Raw genomic sequence first — 22,198 nt, forward strand, 5'->3', positions numbered from 1 at the left:
TTCAGCCCAGGGCGCTACCATCGCGGCGCCATGACTGAGATTTCTCCCTCCATGAACCAAGCGCTTGGGCTCGCCGCCCAGGCGCTTTTTCTTTCCAATCCCAACCCCCGCGTGGGATGCGTCATCACCGACGTTAACGGCAACATGCTGGGCCAGGGCTTTACCCAGCGCGCAGGGGCACCCCATGCCGAGGTGATGGCTTTGCGTGACGCAGCCGCGCGGGGATGCGACGTGCGCGGCGCCACCGCATACGTCACGCTGGAGCCGTGCGCACACCAGGGGCGCACCGGCCCCTGTTGCGATGCGCTCATTCAGGCCGGGATTGCACGCGTAGTGGCATCCATCGCCGACCCCAATCCGCTGGTGGCGGGTCAAGGGTTCGCGCGGCTGAGGGCTGCGGGAGTGCAGGTAGAGGTGGGCCCCGGTGGTACGCAATCGCGCGAACTGAATATCGGCTTCTTCAGCCGCATGGTGCGCGGCATCCCCTGGGTGCGCATGAAGGCCGCGGCCTCGCTCGATGGCGTGACCGCATTAGCCAACGGCACCAGTCAATGGATCACATCCCCGGCGGCCCGTGCCGACGGGCATGCCTGGCGTGCCCGCGCCTGCGCCGTGTTGACAGGCATCGGCACCGTGTTGGCGGATGATCCGCGCCTGGATGTGCGGGAGATCGCCACCCCACGCCAGCCGCATCTGGTGATTGTCGACAGCCTGCTGCAGACGCCTGCGAATGCCCGGCTTTTCGACGTTGCCGACCGGCGTGTACTGATCTACACCGCCCGGCCAGATGCCGCTGGCGCCGCGGCGCTGCGGGCACGCGGCGCCACGGTCATCGAACTGCCCAATGACCAGGGCAAGGTGGATCTGCCCGCCCTGTTGCGCAACCTGGCCCGCGAAGGCGTGAATGAACTGCACCTGGAGGCCGGTCACAAGCTCAACGGCTCCTTCCTGCGGGAAGGGCTCGTGGATGAGTTGCTGCTCTATCTGGCCCCGATCATGCTAGGCCAGGGAGCCCAGGGCCTGTCCAACTGGGGGCCGTTGCAGACGCTGGCCGACGGGATTCCGATGCAATTCCAAACCGTGCAGCAGGTGGGGCCCGATCTACGGGTGGTGGCCCGCATCGCAGGGCGCGCGGACTTCTGAACCCCGCCCTGCGCGGTCCAGGCGATGCGCCACACGCCCGCGTGCTTGCATGCCGTTGTCCGACAGTCGGGCTGCCGAGTTTCGCGCTATACCCCTGTCGTTACCTCACTTTATTGCGTTCGATGTCCTTCATAGACCTGCTCCGCCACCTTCGCCACCCCACCTGGTCGCGCTGGCCAATCATGGCTTTGCTGGTCCTGGCCTTCGGCGGTTGCGGTGGGTTGCCCAAGGATGTGGACCGGCCCGTGTCCACGGCGTTGGACACGGCGGGCGAGCCTACGGAGCTAGCCACCATGGTGCAACAGCTGCGCCAGAAGGCAGGCGCTCGCCATGCGTCAGGATTCTCCCTCTTGAGCGGCCCGCAGGAGGCCTATGGCAGCCGGCTCGCGCTGGTGCAGTCGGCCCAGAAGACGTTGGACCTGCAGTACTACGCCATCCATGCCGATGCCAGTTCCGCGCACCTGCTGCGCAGCGTGGTGAACGCAGCGCGGCGCGGCGTACGCGTGCGCATCCTGCTCGACGACTTCCACAGCACGGGGCGCAACGCACTGGTCATGCGCATGGCGTTCGAGCCGAACATCGAAATGCGCATGTTCAACCCGGTGGCGGGGCCCCGCGCATCATTCCTGGGCCGGATGTGGGGCGCGGTCAGCGATTTTTCGCGTGTGCAGCAGCGCATGCACAACAAGCTGTTCCTGGCCGACAACATGATGGGCGTGACCGGAGGGCGCAATCTGGGCGACGCGTACTTCGGCAAGGCAGAGGCCGAGAATTTTGTTGACCTGGACGTGCTGGCCGTCGGCCCCATCGTGGCCGACATGTCGCGCAGTTTTGACAGCTACTGGAACAACCCGCGCGCCTATCCCGTGCAGTCGCTCGTCAGCCGAGAAGAGCTGGACCGTTTGCGTGCGCAGGTGCGCAGCAGTGGCGAGAAGGCAGGCGCGGAAGCCGGCTCGCCCGGCTCCACCGCCCCTGCAGACCGCTCCCTCGCCTCATCGCCCCAGTGGGACACGCAGCCCATGGACCTGCGCACCGTCGATTTCATATGGGCGCCCGCCGCCATGCTGGTGGACGAGCCGACCAAGATTCCGCTGGAGGGTGACGAACCGGCACCGTCCGCCGCGATACGCGTGGGCACAACGCCGGGCGCCCATCCGGAAGCCAGCGACACGCCCCAGGCACCGCCGGCGCCCGCAGCGCCCGTGTCCAGCGGGGACACGGTGGTGGACGGGCTGCTCACCCTCATGGACCGTACACGGCGCGAGCTGCTCATCATCTCACCCTACTTCGTTCCAGGCGACGACATGAAGCGCGCCTTTGCACGTGCGCGCCAGCGCGGCGTGCGTGTGCGGTTGCTCACCAATTCGCTAGCGTCCAATGACGCGCCCATTGCCCACGTGGGCTATGCCCGCCACCGCGAAGACCTGTTGGCCATGGGTGTGGAGCTGTACGAACTGCGCAGCGAGCAGGCCGGCCTGCGCTCGGCCTTTGGCAGTTCGGGCGCCAGCGCGGCGGGGGCTTCGCGCTCCATGCTGCATTCGAAGGTCATGGTCGTGGACGGCCGCATGGTGGTGGTCGGCTCCATGAACCTGGATCTGCGCTCCCAGCTGCACAACACCGAGATCGCCCTGCTGATTCGCAGCCGCGCCCTGGCCGCCGAAGCAGCGCAGCAGATCGACACCGCCATGCGCGAGGGGGCGTGGCACCTGCAACGCAGCGCCGACGGTGACCTGGTCTGGCGCGCGCCGCAGGGCAGCGGCCTGGAGGATGCGCACACCGACCCCGACAGCAGCCTGGCCTTGCGGCTGTTGCTCAAGCTGCTGGGGCCGCTGGCGCCCGACCACCTGCTGTGACAGATGCCCCAGCACAGACGCGCGCCACCCAGGCGGTAATGGCCTGCTGGTCGGTCATCACGCGCACCTCGTCGAACGCCGCTTGCGCCTGCGGGTAACGGCGGCGCAGCAGGTTCAGCCACTGCTTGAGCCGGCCGGCGCGCTGGCGCGGCTCCAGGTCTTCGCACACCAGATGCCAGAAGCGCGCCATGTGCGGCAGCAGGTCTTCCCAGGGCAGGCCCTGTGCAGGCGCACCGCGGTCGTGCGCGCGGATAGACAGTGCCAGGCCCGGGTCTGCCACGATGCCGCGGCCCAGCATAAGAGCGTCGCAGCCCGACACGCTGCGGCACCGCAGTGCGTCCTGCACGGTCCAGATCTCGCCGTTGGCCACCACCGGAATGCCCACCGCCTCCCGAATCGCGGGGATCTGCTCCCAGTACGCGGGCGGGCGGTAACCGTCGGCCTTCGTGCGCGCATGCACCACCAGCTCGCAGGCGCCGCCGCGTGCCATGGCCTGCGCGCATTCACGCGCCAGGCCAGCATCGTCGTAGCCCAGGCGCATCTTGGCGGACACCGGTACATGCGCGGGCACGGCGCGGCGCACCGCCTCCACCACCGCCGCGATGCGCTCGGGTTCGCGCAACAGGGCCGCGCCACCCCCATGGCGGTTCACCGTCTTGGCGGGGCAACCGAAATTCAGGTCAATGCCTTCCGGACCCAGCTCTGCCAGCCGGGCCGCGTTCTCGGCCATGCTGACCGGGTCCGATCCCAGCAGTTGCGCCCGCACGGGCACCCCTGCCAGCGTGCGGCCGCCGTGGTTCAGCTCGGGTATGTAACGCAGGAACACCTTGTCCGGCAGCAGGCTGCCGGTGACGCGGATGAACTCGGACACACAGCGGTCCACCCCGCCCACCCGTGTGAGCACGTCGCGCAGCACGAAGTCGAGCAGCCCTTCCATGGGGGCGAGCAGCAGTGGTGCGGGCGTGCTCATCAGCAGTTTATGGGTCAAACAAGCCTCTAGCGCTTACTGTTCAAGCGCTGTAAGCTATAAAAATAAGAGCGTCATACCACACGAGCGCATGCGATTCAGGACTGTTGCGTCGGACTCGCCAAACCCAGGCGCCACAGCGACGTGACCTCGGCCGCGCGCGCGCCGGCCAGTGCATCGCCACCGGCGGTGGCCTTGGCGTGGCGCGGGCGGATGTCGTGGCGGTCCAGCACCCGCAACCCCGCGGTGCCAATCCAGCCCAGCAGTGCATCGCGGGTGCGCAGGCGCAAATGCTCCGCCAGATCCGACAGGATGAGCCATCCCTCGCCGTGCGGCGCCAGGTGCGCAGGCAACCCCGTCAGAAAACCACGCAGCATGCGACTGTCTTCGTCATACACCGCGCGCTCGATGGGCGCGCTGGCCTTGGCCGGCAGCCAGGGCGGGTTGCAGACGATGAGTGGCGCCCGCCCGAAGGTGGTCGCGGGCGGGAACAGATCGGTCTGCAGCAGCTGCACGCGGTCCTCCAGGCCCAGCCGCGTCAGGTTGTCCCGCGCGCAGGCCAGGGCACGCGTGTCCAACTCGGTCGCCACCACGCGGGCCACGCCACGCCGTGCCAGCACGGCGGCCAGCACGCCGGTGCCGGTGCCGATCTCGAAAGCGAGCGCATCCGCGCCCGGCGGCAGCGGGGCCTGGGCGACCAGGTCCACATACTCGCCCCGCACGGGCGAAAACACGCCGTAATGCGGGTAAATGCGTGCACCCAGAGCGGGCACATCCACGCCCTTGCAGCGCCATTCGTGTGCCCCCACGGCGCCCAGCAACTCGCGCAGCGAGACAACGGTGGGCTCCTGCAGCGCCGGGCCCCAGGCCTCGGCGCAGGCCGCGCGCCAGTCGGGCGCGCGGCGCAGGGCGATGCTCCAGTCGGGCTGCAGCTCGATCAGCAGCAGCCCCAGCAGGCGGGCGCGCTGTGCCTGCGCCTGGCGATGCAAATGAAAGGCGTGCGGGAACTCCGCCGCGGGCACGGCGCTGTTCCGACCGCCTTTGCCGCTCTTGCGCGGACGTTCGATACGGCGCTTGAGCGCGTCCAGCAGATGGCGCGCGTTCTGAAAGTCGCCGCGCCACAGCAGGGCCGTGCCTTCGCATACCAGGCGATAGGCCGCATCGGCAGCCAGCGTGTCGTCAGCCAACACCACCCGGCGCGGCGCGCTGGCGCCGCTTTCGGAGCGCCACGGCGCGCTGCGGTCCTCGCCGTGTTCGCTCCAATGGATCATGGCGGGGCTCAGTTGATCGGGCGCTTGAGGCGCACTTCCTCGATCTTCACGCCGCCGACCACAGCGGTCTTGGCGGTCGTCATCTCGCGCTTGAAGCCGGCAAGTTCATGAAAGCGCAGGGCACGCTCATTGCGCAACGGCACCCAGGCCGTCACGGTGGTGCAACCCTCTTCGTGCAGGCCGTCGCGCGCGGCGTCCCACAGGGCCACGCCCACACCCTTGTTCCAATGCGAGGGGGCCGCGTAGATGGCCCAGATTTCACCGGTGGTGTTGCGCGTCTTTTCATCACGCGAGCGGTCGAAGCCGACGAAACCGACGATCTTGTCGCCGTCCACGGCCACCTGGACCTGGGGCTCGCAGTACTCGATCGCCTCGCGCCAGTAGGCTTGGCGCTTCTCGACGGACGACATGGACTTCAACTGATCGTCAGGCAGCAGCCCTCGGTAAGCTTCCAACGCGGCGGAGGTATGAACCTGGGCAATGGCTTTGGCATCGCGAAGGGTGGCGGGACGAACCTGGATACTGGACATGGGAAAACGAAAGCAGGTGAAAAGCGAAAAACCCAGCATTTTCGCGCAAATGCCGCTTCGCCTCTCATGCCCCGCAGTTTCCACCTTGCCAACCCCGCCATTGCACGCAAACGCGGCCATCTGTGGCATAGCGCACATGCCACGGCCACGCCGCGCTACATCAGGCGGCGCAGCAGCGCCATCACCTGGTCGAAACGCGCGCCATAGGGCGGGTATAGCAGGTGTCCCAGCGACCAGCGCGACTGCGCCAGCACCGACTTCTGGTGGCAAAAGCGCAGAAAGCCCGCCTCGCCATGGTAGGCGCCCCAGCCGCTGTCGCCCACGCCGCCAAAAGGCAGCGCGTCGTGCGCGATGTGCATCAGCGTGTCGTTCACCGAGACGCCGCCGCTCACGGTGCGCCGCAGCACATCGTCGCGCACCGCCTCGCTGCGCCCGAACCAATACAGCGCCAACGGACGCGGGTGGGCGTTGATGTGGGCAATGGCATCGTCCAGGCGCTCGTAGCTGAGCACGGGCAGCACGGGCCCGAAGATCTCTTCCTGCATGAGCTGCATGTTCGGGCTGGCACCGAACACCAGCGTTGGCGCCATCTGCCGCCCTACCCCGTCGCCGATACCCGGAGGCGGTGGCGGGGGTGCGCCCGGCACGGGTTGCAGCACGTGTACCTCCGCCCCTTGCGTCTGGGCCTGCTGCAGCATGGTGCGCAGCCGCGCGAGGTGGCGCGTGCTGATGATGGAGGCGTAGTCCGGGTTGCCCTCGAAGTACGGAAACAGCCGCGCCACCGCCACGCGGAACGCTTCGGCAAAGGCCGCCTCGTTGCCACGCGGCAGCAGCACGTAGTCGGGTGCGATGCAGGTCTGGCCCGCGTTGAGCAGCTTGCCATGGGCGATCTTGAGCGCGGCCTCCTGCATGTCGCAGTCCGCATCGATGATGCACGGCGACTTGCCGCCCAGCTCCAGCGTGGTCGGCGTGAGATTGGCCGCCGCCGCCTGCGCCACCTTGCGCCCCACGGCGGTGGAGCCGGTGAACACCAGATGGTCGAACGGCAGCGATGCCACGAGCGCGGCCGTGGCCGCATCGCCCTGCACCACGCAGAACTCTTCGGGCGCGAAGAACTGTGCCACCAGCGCGGCCAGTTGGGCCGACGTGTGGGGCGTAAGCTCACTCGGCTTGAGCATCACCCGGTTGCCCGCGGCCAGCGCACCAATGGCCGGCCCCAGCGCCAGTTGCACCGGGTAGTTCCACGGCGAGATGATGCCCACCACGCCCAGCGGCTGACGCTCTATCCAGCCGCGTGCGGGCTGCAGGAACAGCGGTGTGCGCACCTTGGTGCGCCGGCTCCAGCGCGCCAGATGCCTGAGCGTGTGTCCCAGTTCCGCGCGCAGCACGAAGAGGTCTGCCACCTCCGTCAGGCGCTGTGAGCGCATGCCAAAGTCCGCTTGCACCGCCGCCGCCAGCACCGGCCCATGTTCGTCCAGCATCTTGGACAGCCGCAGCAAGCGCTCTCGACGCACCATCAAGGGCACATCGGGGTGGGCGCGGCTGGCTTGGCGTTGGAGGTCGAACAGGTGGCGGATGTCATCAGGGCTCATGCCGTGCATGATAGGGCTCGCCGCCCCACCGCCAGACCGAGCCGCGCGTGACATTGTGTTGCCGCCCTGCCCCCGTAAGATGCGCCCCTTCCCTTCCGCTTGAAAGGAACACGAGATGAACGGTCATTGTCTTTGCGGCGCAGTCCACTTCACGTCCCCCGCGGCCAAGGAAATCGGCGCCTGCCATTGCGGCTTCTGCCGCCGCTGGGGTGGCGGGCCGCTGCTGGCCGTGCATTGCGGGCCGGAGGTGGAGTTCACGGGTGAGGAGCATATCGGCGTGTATGCGTCCTCTGATTGGGCACAGCGGGCCTTCTGCACGCGCTGCGGAACACACCTGTACTACAAGCTGCTGGCGACGGGCGAATATTTCATTCCCGCCGGGGCCTTCGAGACGCAGGACTTCGAACTGGCCAGCCAGATCTACATCGACAAGAAGCCCGCGTACTACGCCTTCGCGAACCAGACGCCGACGCTCACCGAGCAACAGGTGATCGCGCAATACGGGCCGCCCAACGGCTGAATGCGCGGGGCAAAGAGTGCTATAGCCTTTTAAGCCTCCAGCGCTTATCCAGCAAGCGCCAGCAGCTCATATTTCAATAGCAATCAATGCACTTCGCGCGGCACGACGTCGGTGACGTCCGTGCTGCGCTGCGGGGCATGCGCCGTCGGGCTGGGCGCCGTCCAGCGCGCCGTGCTGCGGTACACGGTGCTCCACCCCTCGCGCGGGTTCATGCGCATCGCCCAGGGCATGACCGGGCGGCCCGTGAGGCGCGCCCACAACGCGCGTGCACCCCACACGAGTGCCAGAACGGCGGCCGCGGCCAGCAGACTCAGGAAAAAAAGCGCACCCATGGCGACGACCACGAGCCGCAACGTCCACCGGATCGCGCCGGCCACAATTTCGTTCAAACCATGCCCCTTTCTGGCAGATGAGGGCGCGGGAAAGGCCCGCGCCCTCGTTCAATGGTAGACCTCACCCCGCGGGGCGGGCCTCGCCGAAGTGGAATACCCCTGGGTCTGTCACAGGATCGACATCCACCGGAATCACGCTCTTGGGCGGGTAGCGGCCCTCCAGCAGCAGCTTGGACAGCGGGTTCTCGATGCGCTGCTGGATGGCCCGCTTGAGCGGACGCGCCCCGAACACCGGATCGAACCCCACCTTGGCCAGTTCGCCCATCGCGGCCGGCGACACCTGCAGGGCCAGGTCCATTTTGGCCAGCCGCGCCTCCAGCAGACGCAACTGAATGCGTGCAATCGCTTCGATGTGCTTGGCATCCAGCCCGTGGAACACCACCGTCTCGTCGATGCGGTTGAGGAATTCGGGTCGGAAATGGCCCTTGAGTTCCCCCCACACGGCTTCCTTGATGTCCTCGGCATCCTGGCCCACCATGGCCTGGATCAGGTGCGAGCCAATGTTGCTGGTCATCACGATCACCGTGTTCTTGAAATCCACGGTGCGCCCCTGGCCATCGGTCAGGCGGCCATCGTCCAGCACCTGGAGCAGCACGTTGAACACGTCGGGGTGGGCCTTTTCCACCTCATCCAGCAGCAGCACGCTGTAGGGCTTGCGGCGCACAGCCTCGGTCAGGTAGCCGCCCTCTTCATAGCCCACATAGCCGGGAGGCGCACCAATCAAGCGCGCGACGCTATGCTTTTCCATAAACTCGCTCATGTCGATGCGCACCAGATGCTCTTCACTGTCGAAGAGAAACCCGGCCAGCGCCTTGCACAGCTCGGTCTTGCCCACGCCCGTGGGCCCCAGGAACAGGAAGCTGCCCAGCGGCCGGTTGGGGTCTGATAGGCCCGAGCGCGAGCGGCGGATGGCATTGGCCACGGCGGAGATCGCCTCGTCCTGGCCCACCACGCGCTCGTGCAGCTTTTCCTCCATGTGCAGCAGCTTGTCCTTCTCGCCCTGCATCATCTTGGCCACGGGAATGCCGGTGGCGCGGCTGACCACCTCGGCGATTTCCTCGGCACCCACCTGGGTGCGCAGCAGCTTGTGCTTGCCGCCGGTGCCGCCGGCCTCGCTGTCCTGCGCTTCCTTCAAGCGCTTTTCCAGTTCGGGCAGCTTGCCGTACTGCAGCTCGGCGACCTTGTTGAAGTCGCCCTTGCGCTTCAGGTCGTCGATCTGCGTGCGGATGGCGTCGATCTCCTTGCGGATCTGCTCGGAACCCTGAGCGCTGGCCTTCTCGGCCTTCCAGACCTCTTCCAGATCGGCGTACTCGCGCTCCACATTGCCCAACTCTTCCTCGATGAGCTGCAGGCGTTTTTGCGAGGCCTCATCGGTCTCTTTCTTCATCGCCTCGCGCTCGATCTTGAGCTGGATCATGCGGCGCTCGAGCTTGTCCATCGACTCGGGCTTGGAGTCGATCTCGATCTTGATCTTGGCCGCGGCCTCGTCGATCAGGTCGATGGCCTTGTCGGGCAAAAAACGGTCGGTGATGTAGCGGTGCGACAGCTCGGCCGCGGCCACGATGGCCGGGTCGGTGATGTCCACGCCGTGGTGCGCCTCGTAGCGCACCTGCAGGCCGCGCAGGATGGCGATGGTGTCTTCCACGCTGGGCTCGTCCACCAGCACCTTCTGAAAGCGCCGCTCCAGCGCCGCATCCTTCTCGATGTACTTGCGGTACTCGTCCAGCGTGGTCGCGCCGATGCAGTGCAGCTCGCCGCGCGCCAGTGCGGGTTTCAGCATGTTGCCCGCGTCCATGGCGCCTTCGGCCTTGCCGGCGCCGACCATGGTGTGGATCTCGTCGATGAAGAGGATGATGCGGCCTTCCTCGTGCGCCACTTCTTTCAGCACGGACTTCAGACGCTCCTCGAACTCGCCGCGGTACTTGGCACCCGCCAGCAGGCCGGCCATGTCCAGCACCAGCACGCGCTTGTTCTTCAGCGTCTCGGGCACCTCGCCCTCGACGATGCGCTGGGCCAGCCCCTCGACGATGGCGGTCTTGCCCACGCCGGGCTCGCCGATCAGCACGGGGTTGTTCTTGCTGCGCCGCTGCAGCACCTGGATGACGCGGCGGATCTCGTCGTCGCGGCCGATCACCGGGTCCAGCTTGCCCTGGCGGGCGCGCTCGGTCAGGTCCAGCGTGTATTTCTTCAGCGCCTCGCGCTGCCCCTCGGCTTCGGCGCTGTCCACCTTCTGGCCGCCACGCACGGCGTCGATGGCCGCCTCCAGGCTCTTGCGGGTCACGCCGTTGTCCTTGGCCAGCTGCGCGGCCTCGCCCTTGCTGTCGACCAGCGCCAGCAAAAACAATTCGCTGGCGATGAACTGGTCGCCGCGCTTGATGGCCTCCTTCTCGGTGGCCTGCAGCACACGGCCCAGCTCGGGGCTGCCCTGCACCTGGTCCTGGCCCTGCACCTGGGGCAGGCGCTTGACGGCGGCCTCGGCCGCGGCCAGCAGGCCCGGCACATTGGCGCCGGCACGCTGCAGCAGCGCGCGCGGGCCTTCATCCTGGCGCAGCATGGCCACCAGCATGTGCACGGGCTCTATGTAGGCGTTGTCATGCCCCAGGGCCAGCGACTGCGCATCGGACAGCGCTTCTTGGAACTTCGTGGTGAATTTATCGAGACGCATGTGAAACCTCCAACTTGTCGCTAGCTAGGGCTCCGGGGCCTCGATTTCAAGCCGCCGGACGATAAAAGTCAGCCCACCTGGGGCGGCGCGGCGATGCCCCAGCGCGCCAGCGCCGCATCGTCGCTCACGCGCGCATCCACCCAGCGCGCACCCTCCGGCGTCTGCTCCTTCTTCCAGAACGGCGCCTGGGTCTTGAGGTAGTCCATGACGAACTCGCAGGCCTGAAAGCTCTCGCCGCGGTGCGCCGAGGTCACGGCCACCATCACGATCTGGTCCATGGGCGCGAGCAGCCCCACGCGGTGGATCACGCGCACCCCATAGAGGTCAAAACGTGCAAACGCCGCATCCACCATGGCCTCGATGGATTTCTCGGTCATGCCCGGGTAGTGCTCCAGCTCCATGGAGGCCACGCTGTCCCCTTCGTTGCGGTCGCGCACCGTGCCCACGAAGCAGCACACCGCCCCCACGCGCGCGTCCCGCGCACGCAGCGCCGCCAGCTCGGTGGAAACGTCGAAGTCATGGGTCTGGATGGAAACGCGGTGCATGGCAGTGGTCAGCGGCAGAATTGCGGAATTGACGGCACTTTAACGCCCACCCCACACTTGCACACCATGGCCCTGCAGACCATCACCACCGACGACTACCTGCTCTACCCCTCGCCGCGCAATGCGCACCGTGTGGTGTTTGAGTTCCAGACGTTCGTGCCCCACCCCTATGCCTTGATCGATCTGCCCAGCTTCGACCTGGCGGGCCGCTACAGCCTGTTCTCCGCCCACCGTAAGGCTGACGCGAAGATGGGCCAGCTCGTGACCTTCGAGCTGGAAGGCGACCAGCAGCGCTTTGAGCGCCTGTTCGTGCCTGATTGAAGGTACTTGACGACAATAGTGGGGTATACCCGGATTTTTGACTTGTCTCAAAGGGGCTTCCGCCGGGCTGCGCTGCAATGGCTCCATCACATAACGACGGAGGAAATGCCATGCAACTGCTCAAGCAACTCTTCACCACCGAGGTGGGCCTGTTCAGCGCCATAGGCATCGGTTTCATGCTGTGTATGGGGGGCTTTTTCGTCTGGCTGTTCACGCGCAACGATGCGCCCCCGGCACAGCAAAAGCGCTGATCCGCTCCAGACCCGCGCGGGCGCCGTCTCCGGCAGGAGCGGCGCCTTTGTTTTTGCGCCGTGCCAGACAATAGGCGGATGCACGACGACAACCAGATCCTGGTCCCGCCCTCCTTCATCGCGCTGTACAGCGACACACGCGCACGCCTGCAGGCGCCTGCCGCCGAGGTGCGGGCGCGCTACGAGTGGTGCGAGGACCTGGCCTGCCACTTGGTGGAACAGGCGCAGCAGCTGTACCACGGCGGTGCGCGGTCGGAAGAAGGGGTGCTGCTGGGCATCCACGCCGGCCTGGCCGGTCCGGACGCGGGCGTGACCCCGGCCGAGGCGCGCTGGATCACGCTGCGCCTGGCCGAGTTGCTGGGGTGGCGCAGCCCCGAGCTGCCCGCCCTGGCGGTGCAGCAGCCTTGAACGCCGTCAGCCGCCCGTGACGGGTGGAAAGAACGCCGCCTCGGCGCCTGCCGCCAGCGGCGTGGCGTCATGCGCCATGGTCTGGTCGAGGGCCACGCGCACGGCGCGCCCGCGCGAGAGGCAGGTGGCCCAGGGCTCGCCACGGGCGATGAGTTCATCGCGCAAGGCGCCCAGCGTGGTGGCGCCGGTCTGCACCGTCTCCTGCCCCGTGCCCACGGCCTCGCGGATGGAGGCGAAGTAGCGCACCGTGATCGTGAAGGGCGTGGTCATGACAGCAACTCCGCAAATGGCAGGAAGCGCACGGTGTCGCCGCGCGCAATGGTCTGGCCGGCGGGGTTGTCCACCACGCCGTCCGCCCAGGCGGCCGAGGTAAGCACGCCCGAGCTTTGGTTGGGAAACAGTTCCAGCGTGCCATCGGCGCCCTGGCGCACGCGCAGGAATTCACGGCGTTTATCGGCCCGGGGCCAGTTGAATCCAGCCGTAGCAGCTATCGCTTTAGGAGCAACATCACGCACGCCCTGCAGGCGCAACAGGAAGGGACGCACCAGCAGGCCGAAGGTGACGAAGCTGGACACGGGGTTGCCCGGCAGGCCCATGAAGTGCGCTCTGCCGCCCGCATGGGGAATCTGGCCATAAGCAAAGGGCTTGCCCGGCTTCATGGCGATCTGCCAGAGCTGCAGCGTGCCCAAGCGCTCCACCGCCGGCTTGATGTGGTCTTCCTCGCCCACACTCACGCCGCCGCTGGTCAGGATCAGGTCATGTCCCTGGGCAGCATCGCGCAGCGCGGCCACGGTGGCCTCGCGCCGGTCGGGCACTATCCCTAAGTCGCTCACCTCGCAGCCCAGGCGCAGCAGCATGGCGCGCAGGAAGAAACGGTTGCTGTTGTAGATGGCGCCGGGCTTCATCTGCGCGGGCGGCACATCACCCGGCATGACGAGTTCGTCGCCCGTGGAAAAAAGCGCCACGCGGGGCCGGCGCGCCACCTGCAGGGTGCCCAAGCCGATACTGGCAGCCAGGCCCAGCTCTGCGGGGGTGAGGCGCGTGCCAGCGGCCAGCACCTCAGCACCCCGGGTGATGTCCTCGCCCGCGCGCCGAATCCACTGACCCTGGGCCGGTACGGCATTCACGCGCACGCGATCCCCGTCGAGCGCCTCGCAGTCTTCCTGCATCACGATGGCATCGGCCCCCTCGGGCACCGGCGCGCCCGTGAAAATGCGCGCCGCCGTACCCGCCGCCAGCGGCACGCCGAAGGCGCCCGCGGGAATACGCTGCGCCACCGGCAACTCCACCCCCGCTGCCGGCACGTCGGCACAGCGCACGGCGTAGCCGTCCATCGAGCTGTTGTCGTTGGGCGGCACCTGCAGCGGCGAGGTGGCGGCCTGCGCGAGCACGCGACCGTCGGCGTCGAAGGTGTTGACGGTGTCGGTGCCTGCCAGCGGGGCGGCCTGCGCCAGCAGTTCGGCCAGGGCTTCGTCCAGTGGCTTGAGGGGTGCACGCGCTTGGGGTTTCATTCGCAGGCCTCCGCCCGGTCGGGCACATAGTCAAAACGCGCGCCCCGTGCCAGCAGCCATTGCACCACGGCGTGAGGGTCGTCCAGGTTGAGCAGCGGCAGCGCGGTGGGCACCGGCGGCAGCGGCGCGTCGGTGGCCACGGCGACGATGCAGGGATCGTGCGGATAGAGTGCGGGCCGTTCGCGGTAATCGGGTGATGCGGCGCGCCAGATCTCGATCTTGGGCAGGTCGCTTTCCTTGAAGCCTTCCACCAGCACCCAGTCCACGCGCGGATCCAGCTCGGCCAGCAGTTCGTGCACGCTGGGCGTGTGCTCCTGCTCGAATTCGCGCATCAGCGCCATGCGCCGGTCGGAGGCCACGGCCACTTCGTAGGCGCCGGCCTCGCGGTGGCGCCAGGTGTCCTTGCCCACATGGTCGATGTCGAACTTGTGGTGCGCATGCTTGACCACCGACACGCGCAGGCCATGCAGGCGCAGTTCGGGAATCAGCTGCTCCACCAGCGTGGTCTTGCCGCTGCCTGAATAGCCGGCAAAGCCAACCACCTTCATCCCGACACTCCTTCAGTTTCACTCTTCTATTAATAGCTACCAGCGCTTGATGGATAAGCGCCAGAGGCCGATTTGATCCCTAATCGCAATGGGCTGCGATATAGGCCTTGACCTGCTCGGCATCGGCCGCCAGCACCTGCAGGCGCTTGGGCAATTGCTCGATGCCCTCGAACCTGGCCGGGCGCTCGGGCGCGCGGCCCAGGGCTTCCTGGATGGTCTCGGCGAACTTGATGGGCAGGGCCGTCTCCAGCACGATCATGGGCACAGCGGGATCGCCACGGTGCTCGCGCGCCACCTTCACGCCGTCGGCGGTGTGGGTATCGATGATCTGGCCGAAGCGCTCGTACGTGTCGCGGATGGTGGCCAGGCGGTCGGCGTGCGTGCTCTTGCCGCTCTCGAAGCCGTACTTGGCGCGTGCGTCTCGGAACACGGGGTCGGCCCCCAGGTCGAAGAAGCCCTGTTTGGCCACGCCCTCGGCGAACAGCTCGCGCGTGCGCTCTGCATTGCGCCCCAGCAGGTCGAACACGAAGCGTTCGAAGTTGCTGGCCTTGGAAATGTCCATGGATGGGCTGGAGGTCTCGTAGGTCTGCGCGCTGCCGCGCACGCGGTAGGCGCCGGTGCGGAAGAACTCGTCGAGCACGTCGTTCTCGTTGGTGGCAACGATCAGGCGGTCGATGGGCAGGCCCATCTGGCGCGCCACGTGGCCGGCGCAGATGTTGCCGAAGTTGCCGCTGGGCACGGTGAAGCTGACCTTCTGGCCGTTCGTCTCCGTCGCCTGGATGTAGCCCGCGAAGTAGTACACCACCTGCGCCAGCAGGCGCGCCCAGTTGATGGAGTTGACGGTGCCGATCTTGTACTGGGCCTTGAAGGCGTGGTCGTTGGAGACGGCCTTGACGATGTCCTGGCAGTCGTCGAATACGCCTTCGATGGCCAGGTTGTGGATGTTCGCGTCCTGCAGGCTGAACATCTGCGCTTGCTGGAACGGGCTCATGCGACCGTGCGGGCTGGTCATGAACACGCGCACGCCCTGCTTGCCGCGCATGGCGTACTCGGCCGCGCTGCCGGTGTCGCCGCTGGTGGCGCCCAGGATGTTGAGCTGCTCGCCACGGCGGGCCAGTTCGTACTCGAACAGGTTGCCCAGCAGTTGCATGGCCATGTCCTTGAAGGCCAGCGTAGGGCCGTTGGACAGGGCCTCGATCCACAGGCCGTCTTCCAGGTGGCGCAGCGGCACGATCTCGCCCGTGCCGAACACTTCGGCGGTGTACGTTTTCTCGCACAGGCGCTTCAGGTCCGCGGGCGGGATGTCGTCGATGTACAGCGACAGGATGCGGAAGGCCAGCTCGGCATAGCCTTGCGTGTGATAGGCGGTACGCAGCGCGGTCAGCTCGGCGTCGCTGATCTGCGGGTAGCGCTCGGGCAGGTACAGGCCGCCGTCGGGCGCCAGGCCTTCGAGCAGGATGTCGCAGAAATGCTTGCGGTCCGCGTGGCCGCGGGTGGACAGGTACAGCATGGCGTGCAGCCCCTCTTAGTTGTTGAGCTCTTCCTTGCGGATGCGCGTGATGCTGGCCAGCACCGTGGGCAGGCCCTGGATTTGGGCGAGCGCGGCGTCCATGTCGCCCTCGCGCGTGTCGTGCGTGAGGATGATCAGGTCGGTCTGCGTACTGCCTTCGCCGCCCACTTCGTCGGCCTCGCGCTGCAGCACGGCGTCGATGCTGATGCCCGCGCCGGCCAGGATGCCGGTGATCTTGGCCAGCACGCCGGCCTCGTCGGCCACGCGGATGCGCAGGTAGTAGCTGGTGACCACGTCGGCCATGGGCAGCACGGGCAGCTCCTGCCCCGCCTCGCGCAGCGTGTGGCTCTGGAAGGCCAGCGGCGGCACGCGGTGCGCGGGGTCGGCCTCGATCAGGCGGGTGATGTCCACCAGGTCGGCGATCACGGCGCTGGCGGTGGGCTCGCTGCCCGCACCCTTGCCGTAGTACAGCGTGGTGCCCACGGCGTCCCCGTGCACCACCACGGCGTTCATCGCGCCTTCGACATTGGCGATCAGGCGCTTGGCAGGCACCAGCGCGGGGTGCACGCGCAGCTCCACGCCATCGGGCGTGCGCTTGGTCGCGTCGCCCTGGCGGCGCTTGGCGATCCCCAGCAGCTTGATGCGGTAGCCCAGTTGCTCGGCATAGCGGATGTCGACGGCGGACAACTTGGTGATGCCCTCAACGTAGGCCTTGTCGAACTGCACCGGAATGCCGAAGGCGATGGCGCTCATGATGGTGGCCTTGTGCGCGGCGTCCACGCCCTCGATGTCGAAGGTGGGGTCGGCCTCGGCGTAGCCCAACGCTTGCGCTTCCTTGAGCACCACGTCGAAGTCCAAGCCCTTGTCGCGCATCTCGGACAGGATGAAATTGGTGGTGCCGTTGATGATGCCGGCCACCCACTGGATCTGGTTGGCCGCCAGGCCTTCGCGGAGCGCCTTGATGATCGGGATGCCGCCGGCCACCGCCGCCTCGAAGGCGACCACCACACCCTTCTCGGCCGCGGCCTTGAAGATCTCCGTGCCATGCACGGCCAGCAGGGCCTTGTTGGCCGTCACGACATGCTTGCCGGCGGCGATCGCCTCCAGCACCAGCTGCTTGGCGATGCCGTAGCCGCCGATCAGCTCGACCACGATGTCGATCTCAGGGTTGGCGATCACTTCGCGCGTATCGCCCACCACGCGGGCGTTCTCGCCCACGATGGCGCGTGCGCGGGCGGTGTCCAGGTCGGCCACACAAGCAATCTCGATGCCGCGGCCGGCGCGGCGGCGGATTTCTTCCTGGTTGCGCGACAGGACGTTGAACACGCCGCTGCCCACGGTGCCAATGCCCAGCAGGCCCACTTGGATCGGTTTCATATCAGGGTTACCCGTCAAAAAAGGCTCCAGCGCCCTATTGACGGGCGCCAGCAGCTATCAAAAATGAAGTTCACGCCGCCTTGGCGTGGCGCTGCCGGTAGGCGGCCAGGAAGCCCGCCAGCCGGCCGATGGCCTCGCGCAGGTCGTCTTCGTGCGGCAGGAACACGATGCGAAAGTGCTGGTTGTCGGGGTAATTGAAGCCCGATCCCTGCACCAGCATGACCCGCGTGGCGCGCAGCACTTCCATAAAGAACTGGCGGTCGTCCGCGATGGGGTACATCTCGGGGTCCAGGCGGGGGAACATGTACAGCGCCGCCTGCGGCTTGACGCAGGTGACGCCGGGGATGGCGGTGATCAGCTCGTAGGCCAGGTCACGCTGGCGGCACAGGCGCCCACCGGGTTTGACCAGATCGTTGATGCTTTGGTAGCCGCCCAGGGCGGTCTGGATGGCCCACTGGCCCGGCACGTTGGAGCCGAGCTTGAGGTTGGCCAGCATGTTCAGGCCTTCGATGTAGTCGCGCGCGTCCGCCTTGGGGCCGGAGAGCACCATCCAGCCCGCACGGTAGCCGCAGGAGCGGTAGGCCTTGGACAGCGAGTTGAACGTCAGCGTAAGCACGTCGGTCGACAGGCTCGCCATCGAGGTGAACTTCACGCCGTCGTACAGCACCTTGTCGTACACCTCGTCCACCAGCAGCACCAGGCCGTGCTCGCGTGCGATCTGGATGATGCCCTTGAGTATTTCCACGGGGTAGAGCACGCCCGTTGGGTTATTCGGATTAATGACCACGATGCCGCGCGTGCGTGGCGTGATCTTGGCGCGCATGTCGTCCAGGTCGGGCAGCCAGCCTGCATCCTCGTCGCAGCGATAGTGCACCGGCGTACCCCCTGAAAGCGAGGTCGCGGCAGTCCACAGCGGGTAGTCGGGCATGGGCACCAGCAGCTCGTCGCCGTCGTCCAGCAGCGCGTTCGTGGCCATCACGATCAGTTCGCTGGCACCGTTGCCCAGGTAGATATCGTCCAGCGTCACGCCCGCGATGCCGAGCTGCTGGGTGTAGTGCATCACCGCCTTGCGCGCGGCGAAGATGCCCTTGCTGTCCGAGTAGCCCGCCGAGTTGGGCAGGTTGCGGATCATGTCCTGCTGCACTTCCTCGGGCGCATCAAAACCGAACGGCGCCATGTTGCCGATGTTCAGCTTGATGATCTTCTGCCCCTCGTCCTCCATCTGCTTGGCCGCGTCCACGATGGGGCCGCGGACATCGTAGAGAACATTGTTGAGCTTGGCGGATTTGCGGATGGGCTTCATGTGCGGGCAGGCGTGAGGAGAGGGGCACAAGTGGGGCTGCGGCCCCGCCGGGCGCAAGGCGCCTCGGTGAAACCTATAATTTGACCACAGTTCCACCCACGGCCCCGGCCGCCCCACAACCGCGCAGGGTGCGGGCAGCCTCCGCAACGCCCATGAAACTCCAGCCCGAACGCCCCGATACCCAGTCCATCACCGCCTACGGGCCGGACTGGATCGGCGTGGACGCCGATCGGGTGACCGAGAGCGTCATCATCGGTGCGCGCGGCCAGCGCATCGCCTGGGACTGCCGCCGCTTCGAGGACCTGACTGCCGCGCACTTCGCGCAACTCGCCGAACTGGACGCCGAGGTGGTGATCTTCGGCAGCGGCCTGCGCAACCGCTTTCCACCGCCCGCCTGGTTGCAGCCACTGATGGCGCGGCGCATCGGCCTGGAAACCATGGACACCCAGGCCGCCTGCCGGACCTACAACGTCCTGGCGGGCGAAGGGCGCAACGTGGTCGCGGCCCTGCTGTTGGAAACCGAGTAACGGCAGATTTCCCCTGTCGCCGTATCCGGGTGCCAGGGCGGCCGTTTCTCCTGGAGGGGGTTTCGGGGTAAAATAGCCTGTTGCGGTCGGGGGCACCACCCAAAAAAGAGTACACCCCCACTCCCCCGGCTTTTCTTCGACTAATTCGTGAGAGATAGAAGTGCCATGGCGATCGTTGTCAACAAACCCCTTCCTGAATTTGAAGCCAACGCGACTGGCGGAATCAAGGTTTCCAACGTCTCGCACCAGGGCCAGATTCTGATTCTGTATTTCTACCCGAAGGACAACACCCCGGGCTGCACCACCGAGGCCATGCAGTTCCGCGACAAGTTCAAGGATTTCGAGAAGGCCGGTGCCGTGGTCTTCGGCGTGTCGCGCGACAACATGAAGTCGCATGACGACTTCAAGGAAAAGCTGGAGCTGCCCTTCGAGCTGATCGCGGACACCGAAGAGAAGATGTGCCACATGTTCGGCGTAGTGAAGAACAAAATCATGTACGGCAAGAAGGTCAAGGGCATCGAGCGCAGCACCTTCCTCGTCAATCCCGAAGGCATTCTGGTGCAGGAATGGCGCGGCCTGAAGGTACCCGGCCATGTGGACGAGGTATTGAAGGCCGTGAAGGCGATCAAAGCCCCTGTCAAGAAAGCCGCCTGAACACCTGACGGCTCTACCGTGGGCCGTCACGGGGAGCATGCATAATGGGTCAATGCTGCTGAGAAACGCAACACGCTCCCCGCAATCCAAAGCCGCCTCGGTCTCCTAGGCGGCTTTGTGCTTTTTGAACGTTACTTTCCTCAAGGCTCCCTGCAATGCCCCTGCCCCCCGCCCCGACCCAGCGCGCCGCCCTGCTCAAACCAGACGCCTATCGCATGACGGTTTTCGAGGATGACGAGGCCGCGGAGGCTTCCGCGGCCCCGCCCGCTACAGCGGCCGCTCCCACTCGCAAGCGCGCGGCCACCAAGACCAGCGCCGCCAAGAAAGCCGCCGCACCTGATACCGCCATCCCATCCGGTGCAGGCCGCTCGACCAAAGCAGGGGTATCTGCTGCACCCGCCCATTCGCGCGCACGCCCTGCGGATGAGGGCGCAGTGCGCATGAGGCCCGCCGTCACCGCAGTGCCCCCGGCTGCCGCACCGCGCGCCGCACCGGACGCTGCACCTCGCAAGAAGCGTGCTGCCGGGCCGAAGAAGATGTTCGTGCTCGACACCAACGTGCTGCTGCACGATCCCACGAGCCTGTTCCGCTTCGAAGAACACGACATCTTCCTGCCAATGATCGTGCTGGAGGAACTCGACGGCCACAAGAAGGGCATGACCGAGGTGGCCCGCAATGGCCGCCAGGCCAGCCGCACGCTGGATGCGCTGGCGGCAGCCCATGGCAGCGCCGACATGGCCTTGGGCCTGCGCCTGGATTCCACGGGCCAGCGCGCCGCCGGCGGTTGCCTGTATTTCCAGACTGCCCCGCTGAACTACCAGTTGCCCTCCAGCCTGCCGCAGGGCAAGGCCGACAACCAGATCCTGGGCGTGGTGGAAGCGCTGCGCAAGCTGCATGCGCCGCGCGAGGTGGTGCTGGTGTCCAAGGACATCAACATGCGCGTGAAGGCGCGCGCCCTGGGCCTGGTCGCGGAGGATTACCAGAACGACAAGACGCTGGAAGACGGCGACCTGCTCTATTCGGGCAGCCTTGCACTGCCGACGGACTTCTGGACCAAGGCCGGCAAGAACGTCGAAAGCTGGCAGAGCGGCGTGCACATGTACTACCGCATCAGCGGCCCCGTGGTGGCGCAGCTGATGATCAACCAGTTTGTGTATTTCGAGGCGCCGGGCGAGCCCAGCCTGTATGCGCGCGTGACCGAGATCCGGGACAAGACGGCGGTGCTGGAGACGCTCAAGGACTACGGCTCGTCCAAGAATACGGTCTGGGGTGTGAACACCCGCAACCGCGAGCAGAACTTCGCCATGAACCTGCTCATGGACCCCGACGTGGACTTCGTGACGCTGACCGGCACGGCCGGCACCGGCAAAACGCTGATGGCGCTGGCCGCGGGCCTGACCCAGGTGCTGGACGAGCGCCGCTATACCGAGATCATCATGACCCGCGCCACGGTGAGCGTGGGCGAGGACATCGGCTTCCTGCCCGGTACGGAGGAAGAAAAGATGGGCCCCTGGATGGGCGCGCTGGACGACAACCTGGAATTTCTTGCCAAGGGCGACGGGGGCAATGCTGGCGAGTGGGGTCGCGCGGCCACCAACGAGCTGATCCGCAGCCGCATCAAGATCAAGAGCATGAACTTCATGCGCGGGCGTACCTTTCTGAACAAGTACGTCATCATCGACGAGGCGCAGAATCTGACGCCCAAGCAGATGAAGACGCTGGTCACCCGCGCGGGCCCCGGCACCAAAATCATCTGCATGGGCAACCTGGCACAGATCGACACGCCCTACCTCACGGAAGGCTCCTCCGGCCTGACCTATGCGGTGGACCGGTTCAAGGGCTGGCCGCACAGCGGGCACATCCTGCTCGCGCGCGGCGAGCGCTCGCGCCTGGCCGACTTCGCCAGCGAGGTGCTCTGATGGCCGTGGGCTGGATGTCCGCGCTGAAGCTTGTGCCCTGGGGCGACGTGATCGAGGCCACGCCCCAGATCATGCAGGCCGCGCGCAAACTCATCAGCAACACGCGCAAGGCGCCGCCGCCCGAGGCGCCCGCGCAGCGGATCGACAGCACGCCCGATCAACTGGCAGTACTGCAAGCGCGGATGGCCCAGTTGGAGGAAGACCAGCGCGCGTCCGCCGCGCTGATCGAATCGCTGGCCGAGCAGAACGCCCAACTGGTGCGCGCCGTCGATGGGTTGCGCCGGCGCAGCCTGCACCTGCTGCTCGCCGTCTGCGGGCTCGGCGTATGCACGCTGGCGCTGCTCGCCTGGGCACTGTCGCGTTGAGACCGCTCAATCACTACTAAATAAAT

The 22,198-nt window shown here is 66.7% G+C and carries 23 protein-coding genes; 10 read left to right on the plus strand and 13 right to left on the minus strand.

Translation table 11 applies throughout. From position 1 onward, the window contains the following. The first annotated feature begins 30 nt into the window (after nt 1–30). Nucleotides 31–1,143, plus strand: a complete 1,113-nt coding sequence (ribD, locus tag MRB47_RS13540; protein WP_252100953.1) for a bifunctional diaminohydroxyphosphoribosylaminopyrimidine deaminase/5-amino-6-(5-phosphoribosylamino)uracil reductase RibD — start codon at nt 31–33, stop codon at nt 1,141–1,143. Between the two features lie 182 nt (nt 1,144–1,325). After that, entirely contained in the window at nt 1,326–2,996 is a 1,671-nt protein-coding gene (locus MRB47_RS13545) for a phospholipase D-like domain-containing protein (RefSeq protein WP_252100954.1), read from the plus strand. On the opposite strand, the gene MRB47_RS13550 is transcribed toward MRB47_RS13545, so the two are convergent. The 4 genes from MRB47_RS13550 to MRB47_RS13565 all read right to left on the minus strand — a co-directional run bounded on the left by MRB47_RS13550 (nt 2,956) and on the right by MRB47_RS13565 (nt 7,356). Next, on the minus strand, nt 2,956–3,966 hold the full coding sequence (locus MRB47_RS13550) for a tRNA dihydrouridine synthase (RefSeq protein ID WP_252100955.1): 1,011 nt from the start codon (nt 3,964–3,966) through the stop codon (nt 2,956–2,958). The genes MRB47_RS13545 and MRB47_RS13550 overlap by 41 nt on opposite strands. Before the next feature lie 95 nt (nt 3,967–4,061). After that, nucleotides 4,062–5,234 (minus strand): methyltransferase, encoded by a 1,173-nt coding sequence (locus MRB47_RS13555; RefSeq protein WP_252100956.1) that lies wholly within the window; start codon nt 5,232–5,234, stop codon nt 4,062–4,064. 8 nt (nt 5,235–5,242) lie between these two features. Beyond that, nucleotides 5,243–5,764: a GNAT family N-acetyltransferase gene (locus tag MRB47_RS13560; protein WP_015913914.1), complete on the minus strand. Its 522-nt coding sequence runs from the start codon at nt 5,762–5,764 to the stop codon at nt 5,243–5,245. A gap of 155 nt (nt 5,765–5,919) precedes the next feature. After that, nucleotides 5,920–7,356, minus strand: coding sequence for a coniferyl aldehyde dehydrogenase (locus MRB47_RS13565; RefSeq protein WP_252100957.1), 1,437 nt, complete (start codon nt 7,354–7,356; stop codon nt 5,920–5,922). A 115-nt stretch (nt 7,357–7,471) separates the two neighbouring features. Here MRB47_RS13565 and MRB47_RS13570 point away from each other — a divergent pair, with 115 nt between their 5' ends. Next, nucleotides 7,472–7,876: a GFA family protein gene (locus MRB47_RS13570; RefSeq protein WP_011806317.1), complete on the plus strand. Its 405-nt coding sequence runs from the start codon at nt 7,472–7,474 to the stop codon at nt 7,874–7,876. A gap of 83 nt (nt 7,877–7,959) precedes the next feature. Here the strand turns inward: MRB47_RS13570 and MRB47_RS13575 are convergent, their stop codons facing one another. The 3 genes from MRB47_RS13575 to moaE all read right to left on the minus strand — a co-directional run bounded on the left by MRB47_RS13575 (nt 7,960) and on the right by moaE (nt 11,478). Beyond that, the gene (locus tag MRB47_RS13575) at nt 7,960–8,265 is read right to left on the minus strand and encodes a hypothetical protein (protein WP_252100958.1); all 306 of its coding nucleotides are present in this window, start codon (nt 8,263–8,265) and stop codon (nt 7,960–7,962) included. Nucleotides 8,266–8,329: 64 nt separating this feature from the next. Next, nucleotides 8,330–10,933, minus strand: a complete 2,604-nt coding sequence (gene clpB / locus MRB47_RS13580) for an ATP-dependent chaperone ClpB (RefSeq protein ID WP_252100959.1) — start codon at nt 10,931–10,933, stop codon at nt 8,330–8,332. Nucleotides 10,934–11,001: 68 nt separating this feature from the next. Continuing rightward, nucleotides 11,002–11,478 (minus strand): molybdopterin synthase catalytic subunit MoaE, encoded by a 477-nt coding sequence (gene moaE, locus MRB47_RS13585; protein ID WP_252100960.1) that lies wholly within the window; start codon nt 11,476–11,478, stop codon nt 11,002–11,004. A 66-nt stretch (nt 11,479–11,544) separates the two neighbouring features. Between moaE and MRB47_RS13590 the strand changes: the two genes are divergently transcribed. From MRB47_RS13590 to MRB47_RS13600, 3 genes are all read left to right on the plus strand, one after another. Next, entirely contained in the window at nt 11,545–11,799 is a 255-nt protein-coding gene (locus MRB47_RS13590; protein ID WP_011806321.1) for a hypothetical protein, read from the plus strand. 110 nt (nt 11,800–11,909) lie between these two features. Continuing rightward, entirely contained in the window at nt 11,910–12,050 is a 141-nt protein-coding gene (locus MRB47_RS13595) for a DUF3149 domain-containing protein (RefSeq protein ID WP_015913920.1), read from the plus strand. 78 nt (nt 12,051–12,128) lie between these two features. Further along, nucleotides 12,129–12,458, plus strand: coding sequence for a hypothetical protein (locus MRB47_RS13600; RefSeq protein ID WP_011806322.1), 330 nt, complete (start codon nt 12,129–12,131; stop codon nt 12,456–12,458). A 6-nt stretch (nt 12,459–12,464) separates the two neighbouring features. On the opposite strand, the gene moaD is transcribed toward MRB47_RS13600, so the two are convergent. The 6 genes from moaD to MRB47_RS13630 form a co-directional block, all read right to left on the minus strand. Continuing rightward, on the minus strand, nt 12,465–12,728 hold the full coding sequence (gene moaD / locus MRB47_RS13605; RefSeq protein ID WP_047349457.1) for a molybdopterin converting factor subunit 1: 264 nt from the start codon (nt 12,726–12,728) through the stop codon (nt 12,465–12,467). Then, a complete protein-coding gene (gene glp / locus MRB47_RS13610) occupies nt 12,725–13,969 on the minus strand; it encodes a gephyrin-like molybdotransferase Glp (protein ID WP_252100961.1) in 1,245 nt (414 codons plus the stop codon). The genes moaD and glp overlap by 4 nt, the downstream gene beginning before the upstream one ends. Further along, a complete protein-coding gene (gene mobB / locus MRB47_RS13615; RefSeq protein ID WP_252100962.1) occupies nt 13,966–14,517 on the minus strand; it encodes a molybdopterin-guanine dinucleotide biosynthesis protein B in 552 nt (183 codons plus the stop codon). Before mobB ends, glp begins: the two co-directional genes overlap by 4 nt. 79 nt (nt 14,518–14,596) lie before the next feature. Next, on the minus strand, nt 14,597–16,027 hold the full coding sequence (thrC, locus tag MRB47_RS13620) for a threonine synthase (RefSeq protein ID WP_252100963.1): 1,431 nt from the start codon (nt 16,025–16,027) through the stop codon (nt 14,597–14,599). A 15-nt stretch (nt 16,028–16,042) separates the two neighbouring features. Further along, nucleotides 16,043–17,404, minus strand: coding sequence for a homoserine dehydrogenase (locus MRB47_RS13625; protein ID WP_252100964.1), 1,362 nt, complete (start codon nt 17,402–17,404; stop codon nt 16,043–16,045). 70 nt (nt 17,405–17,474) lie between these two features. Next, nucleotides 17,475–18,707, minus strand: coding sequence for a pyridoxal phosphate-dependent aminotransferase (locus tag MRB47_RS13630; protein WP_015913924.1), 1,233 nt, complete (start codon nt 18,705–18,707; stop codon nt 17,475–17,477). A gap of 152 nt (nt 18,708–18,859) precedes the next feature. Here MRB47_RS13630 and MRB47_RS13635 point away from each other — a divergent pair, with 152 nt between their 5' ends. The 4 genes from MRB47_RS13635 (at nt 18,860) to MRB47_RS13650 (ending at nt 22,172) form a co-directional block, all read left to right on the plus strand. Next, nucleotides 18,860–19,234 (plus strand): Mth938-like domain-containing protein, encoded by a 375-nt coding sequence (locus MRB47_RS13635; RefSeq protein WP_252100965.1) that lies wholly within the window; start codon nt 18,860–18,862, stop codon nt 19,232–19,234. A 165-nt stretch (nt 19,235–19,399) separates the two neighbouring features. After that, nucleotides 19,400–19,888, plus strand: coding sequence for a peroxiredoxin (locus MRB47_RS13640; RefSeq protein ID WP_011806330.1), 489 nt, complete (start codon nt 19,400–19,402; stop codon nt 19,886–19,888). A gap of 155 nt (nt 19,889–20,043) precedes the next feature. Then, nucleotides 20,044–21,807, plus strand: coding sequence for a PhoH family protein (locus MRB47_RS13645; protein ID WP_015913926.1), 1,764 nt, complete (start codon nt 20,044–20,046; stop codon nt 21,805–21,807). Further along, nucleotides 21,807–22,172 (plus strand): hypothetical protein, encoded by a 366-nt coding sequence (locus tag MRB47_RS13650; protein WP_015913927.1) that lies wholly within the window; start codon nt 21,807–21,809, stop codon nt 22,170–22,172. Before MRB47_RS13645 ends, MRB47_RS13650 begins: the two co-directional genes overlap by 1 nt. Nucleotides 22,173–22,198 lie beyond the last annotated feature (26 nt).

Origin of the sequence: Diaphorobacter sp. LI3, from assembly GCF_022807955.1 — a bacterium.
GTDB classification, from domain to species: Bacteria; Pseudomonadota; Gammaproteobacteria; order Burkholderiales; family Burkholderiaceae_C; genus Diaphorobacter; species Diaphorobacter nitroreducens.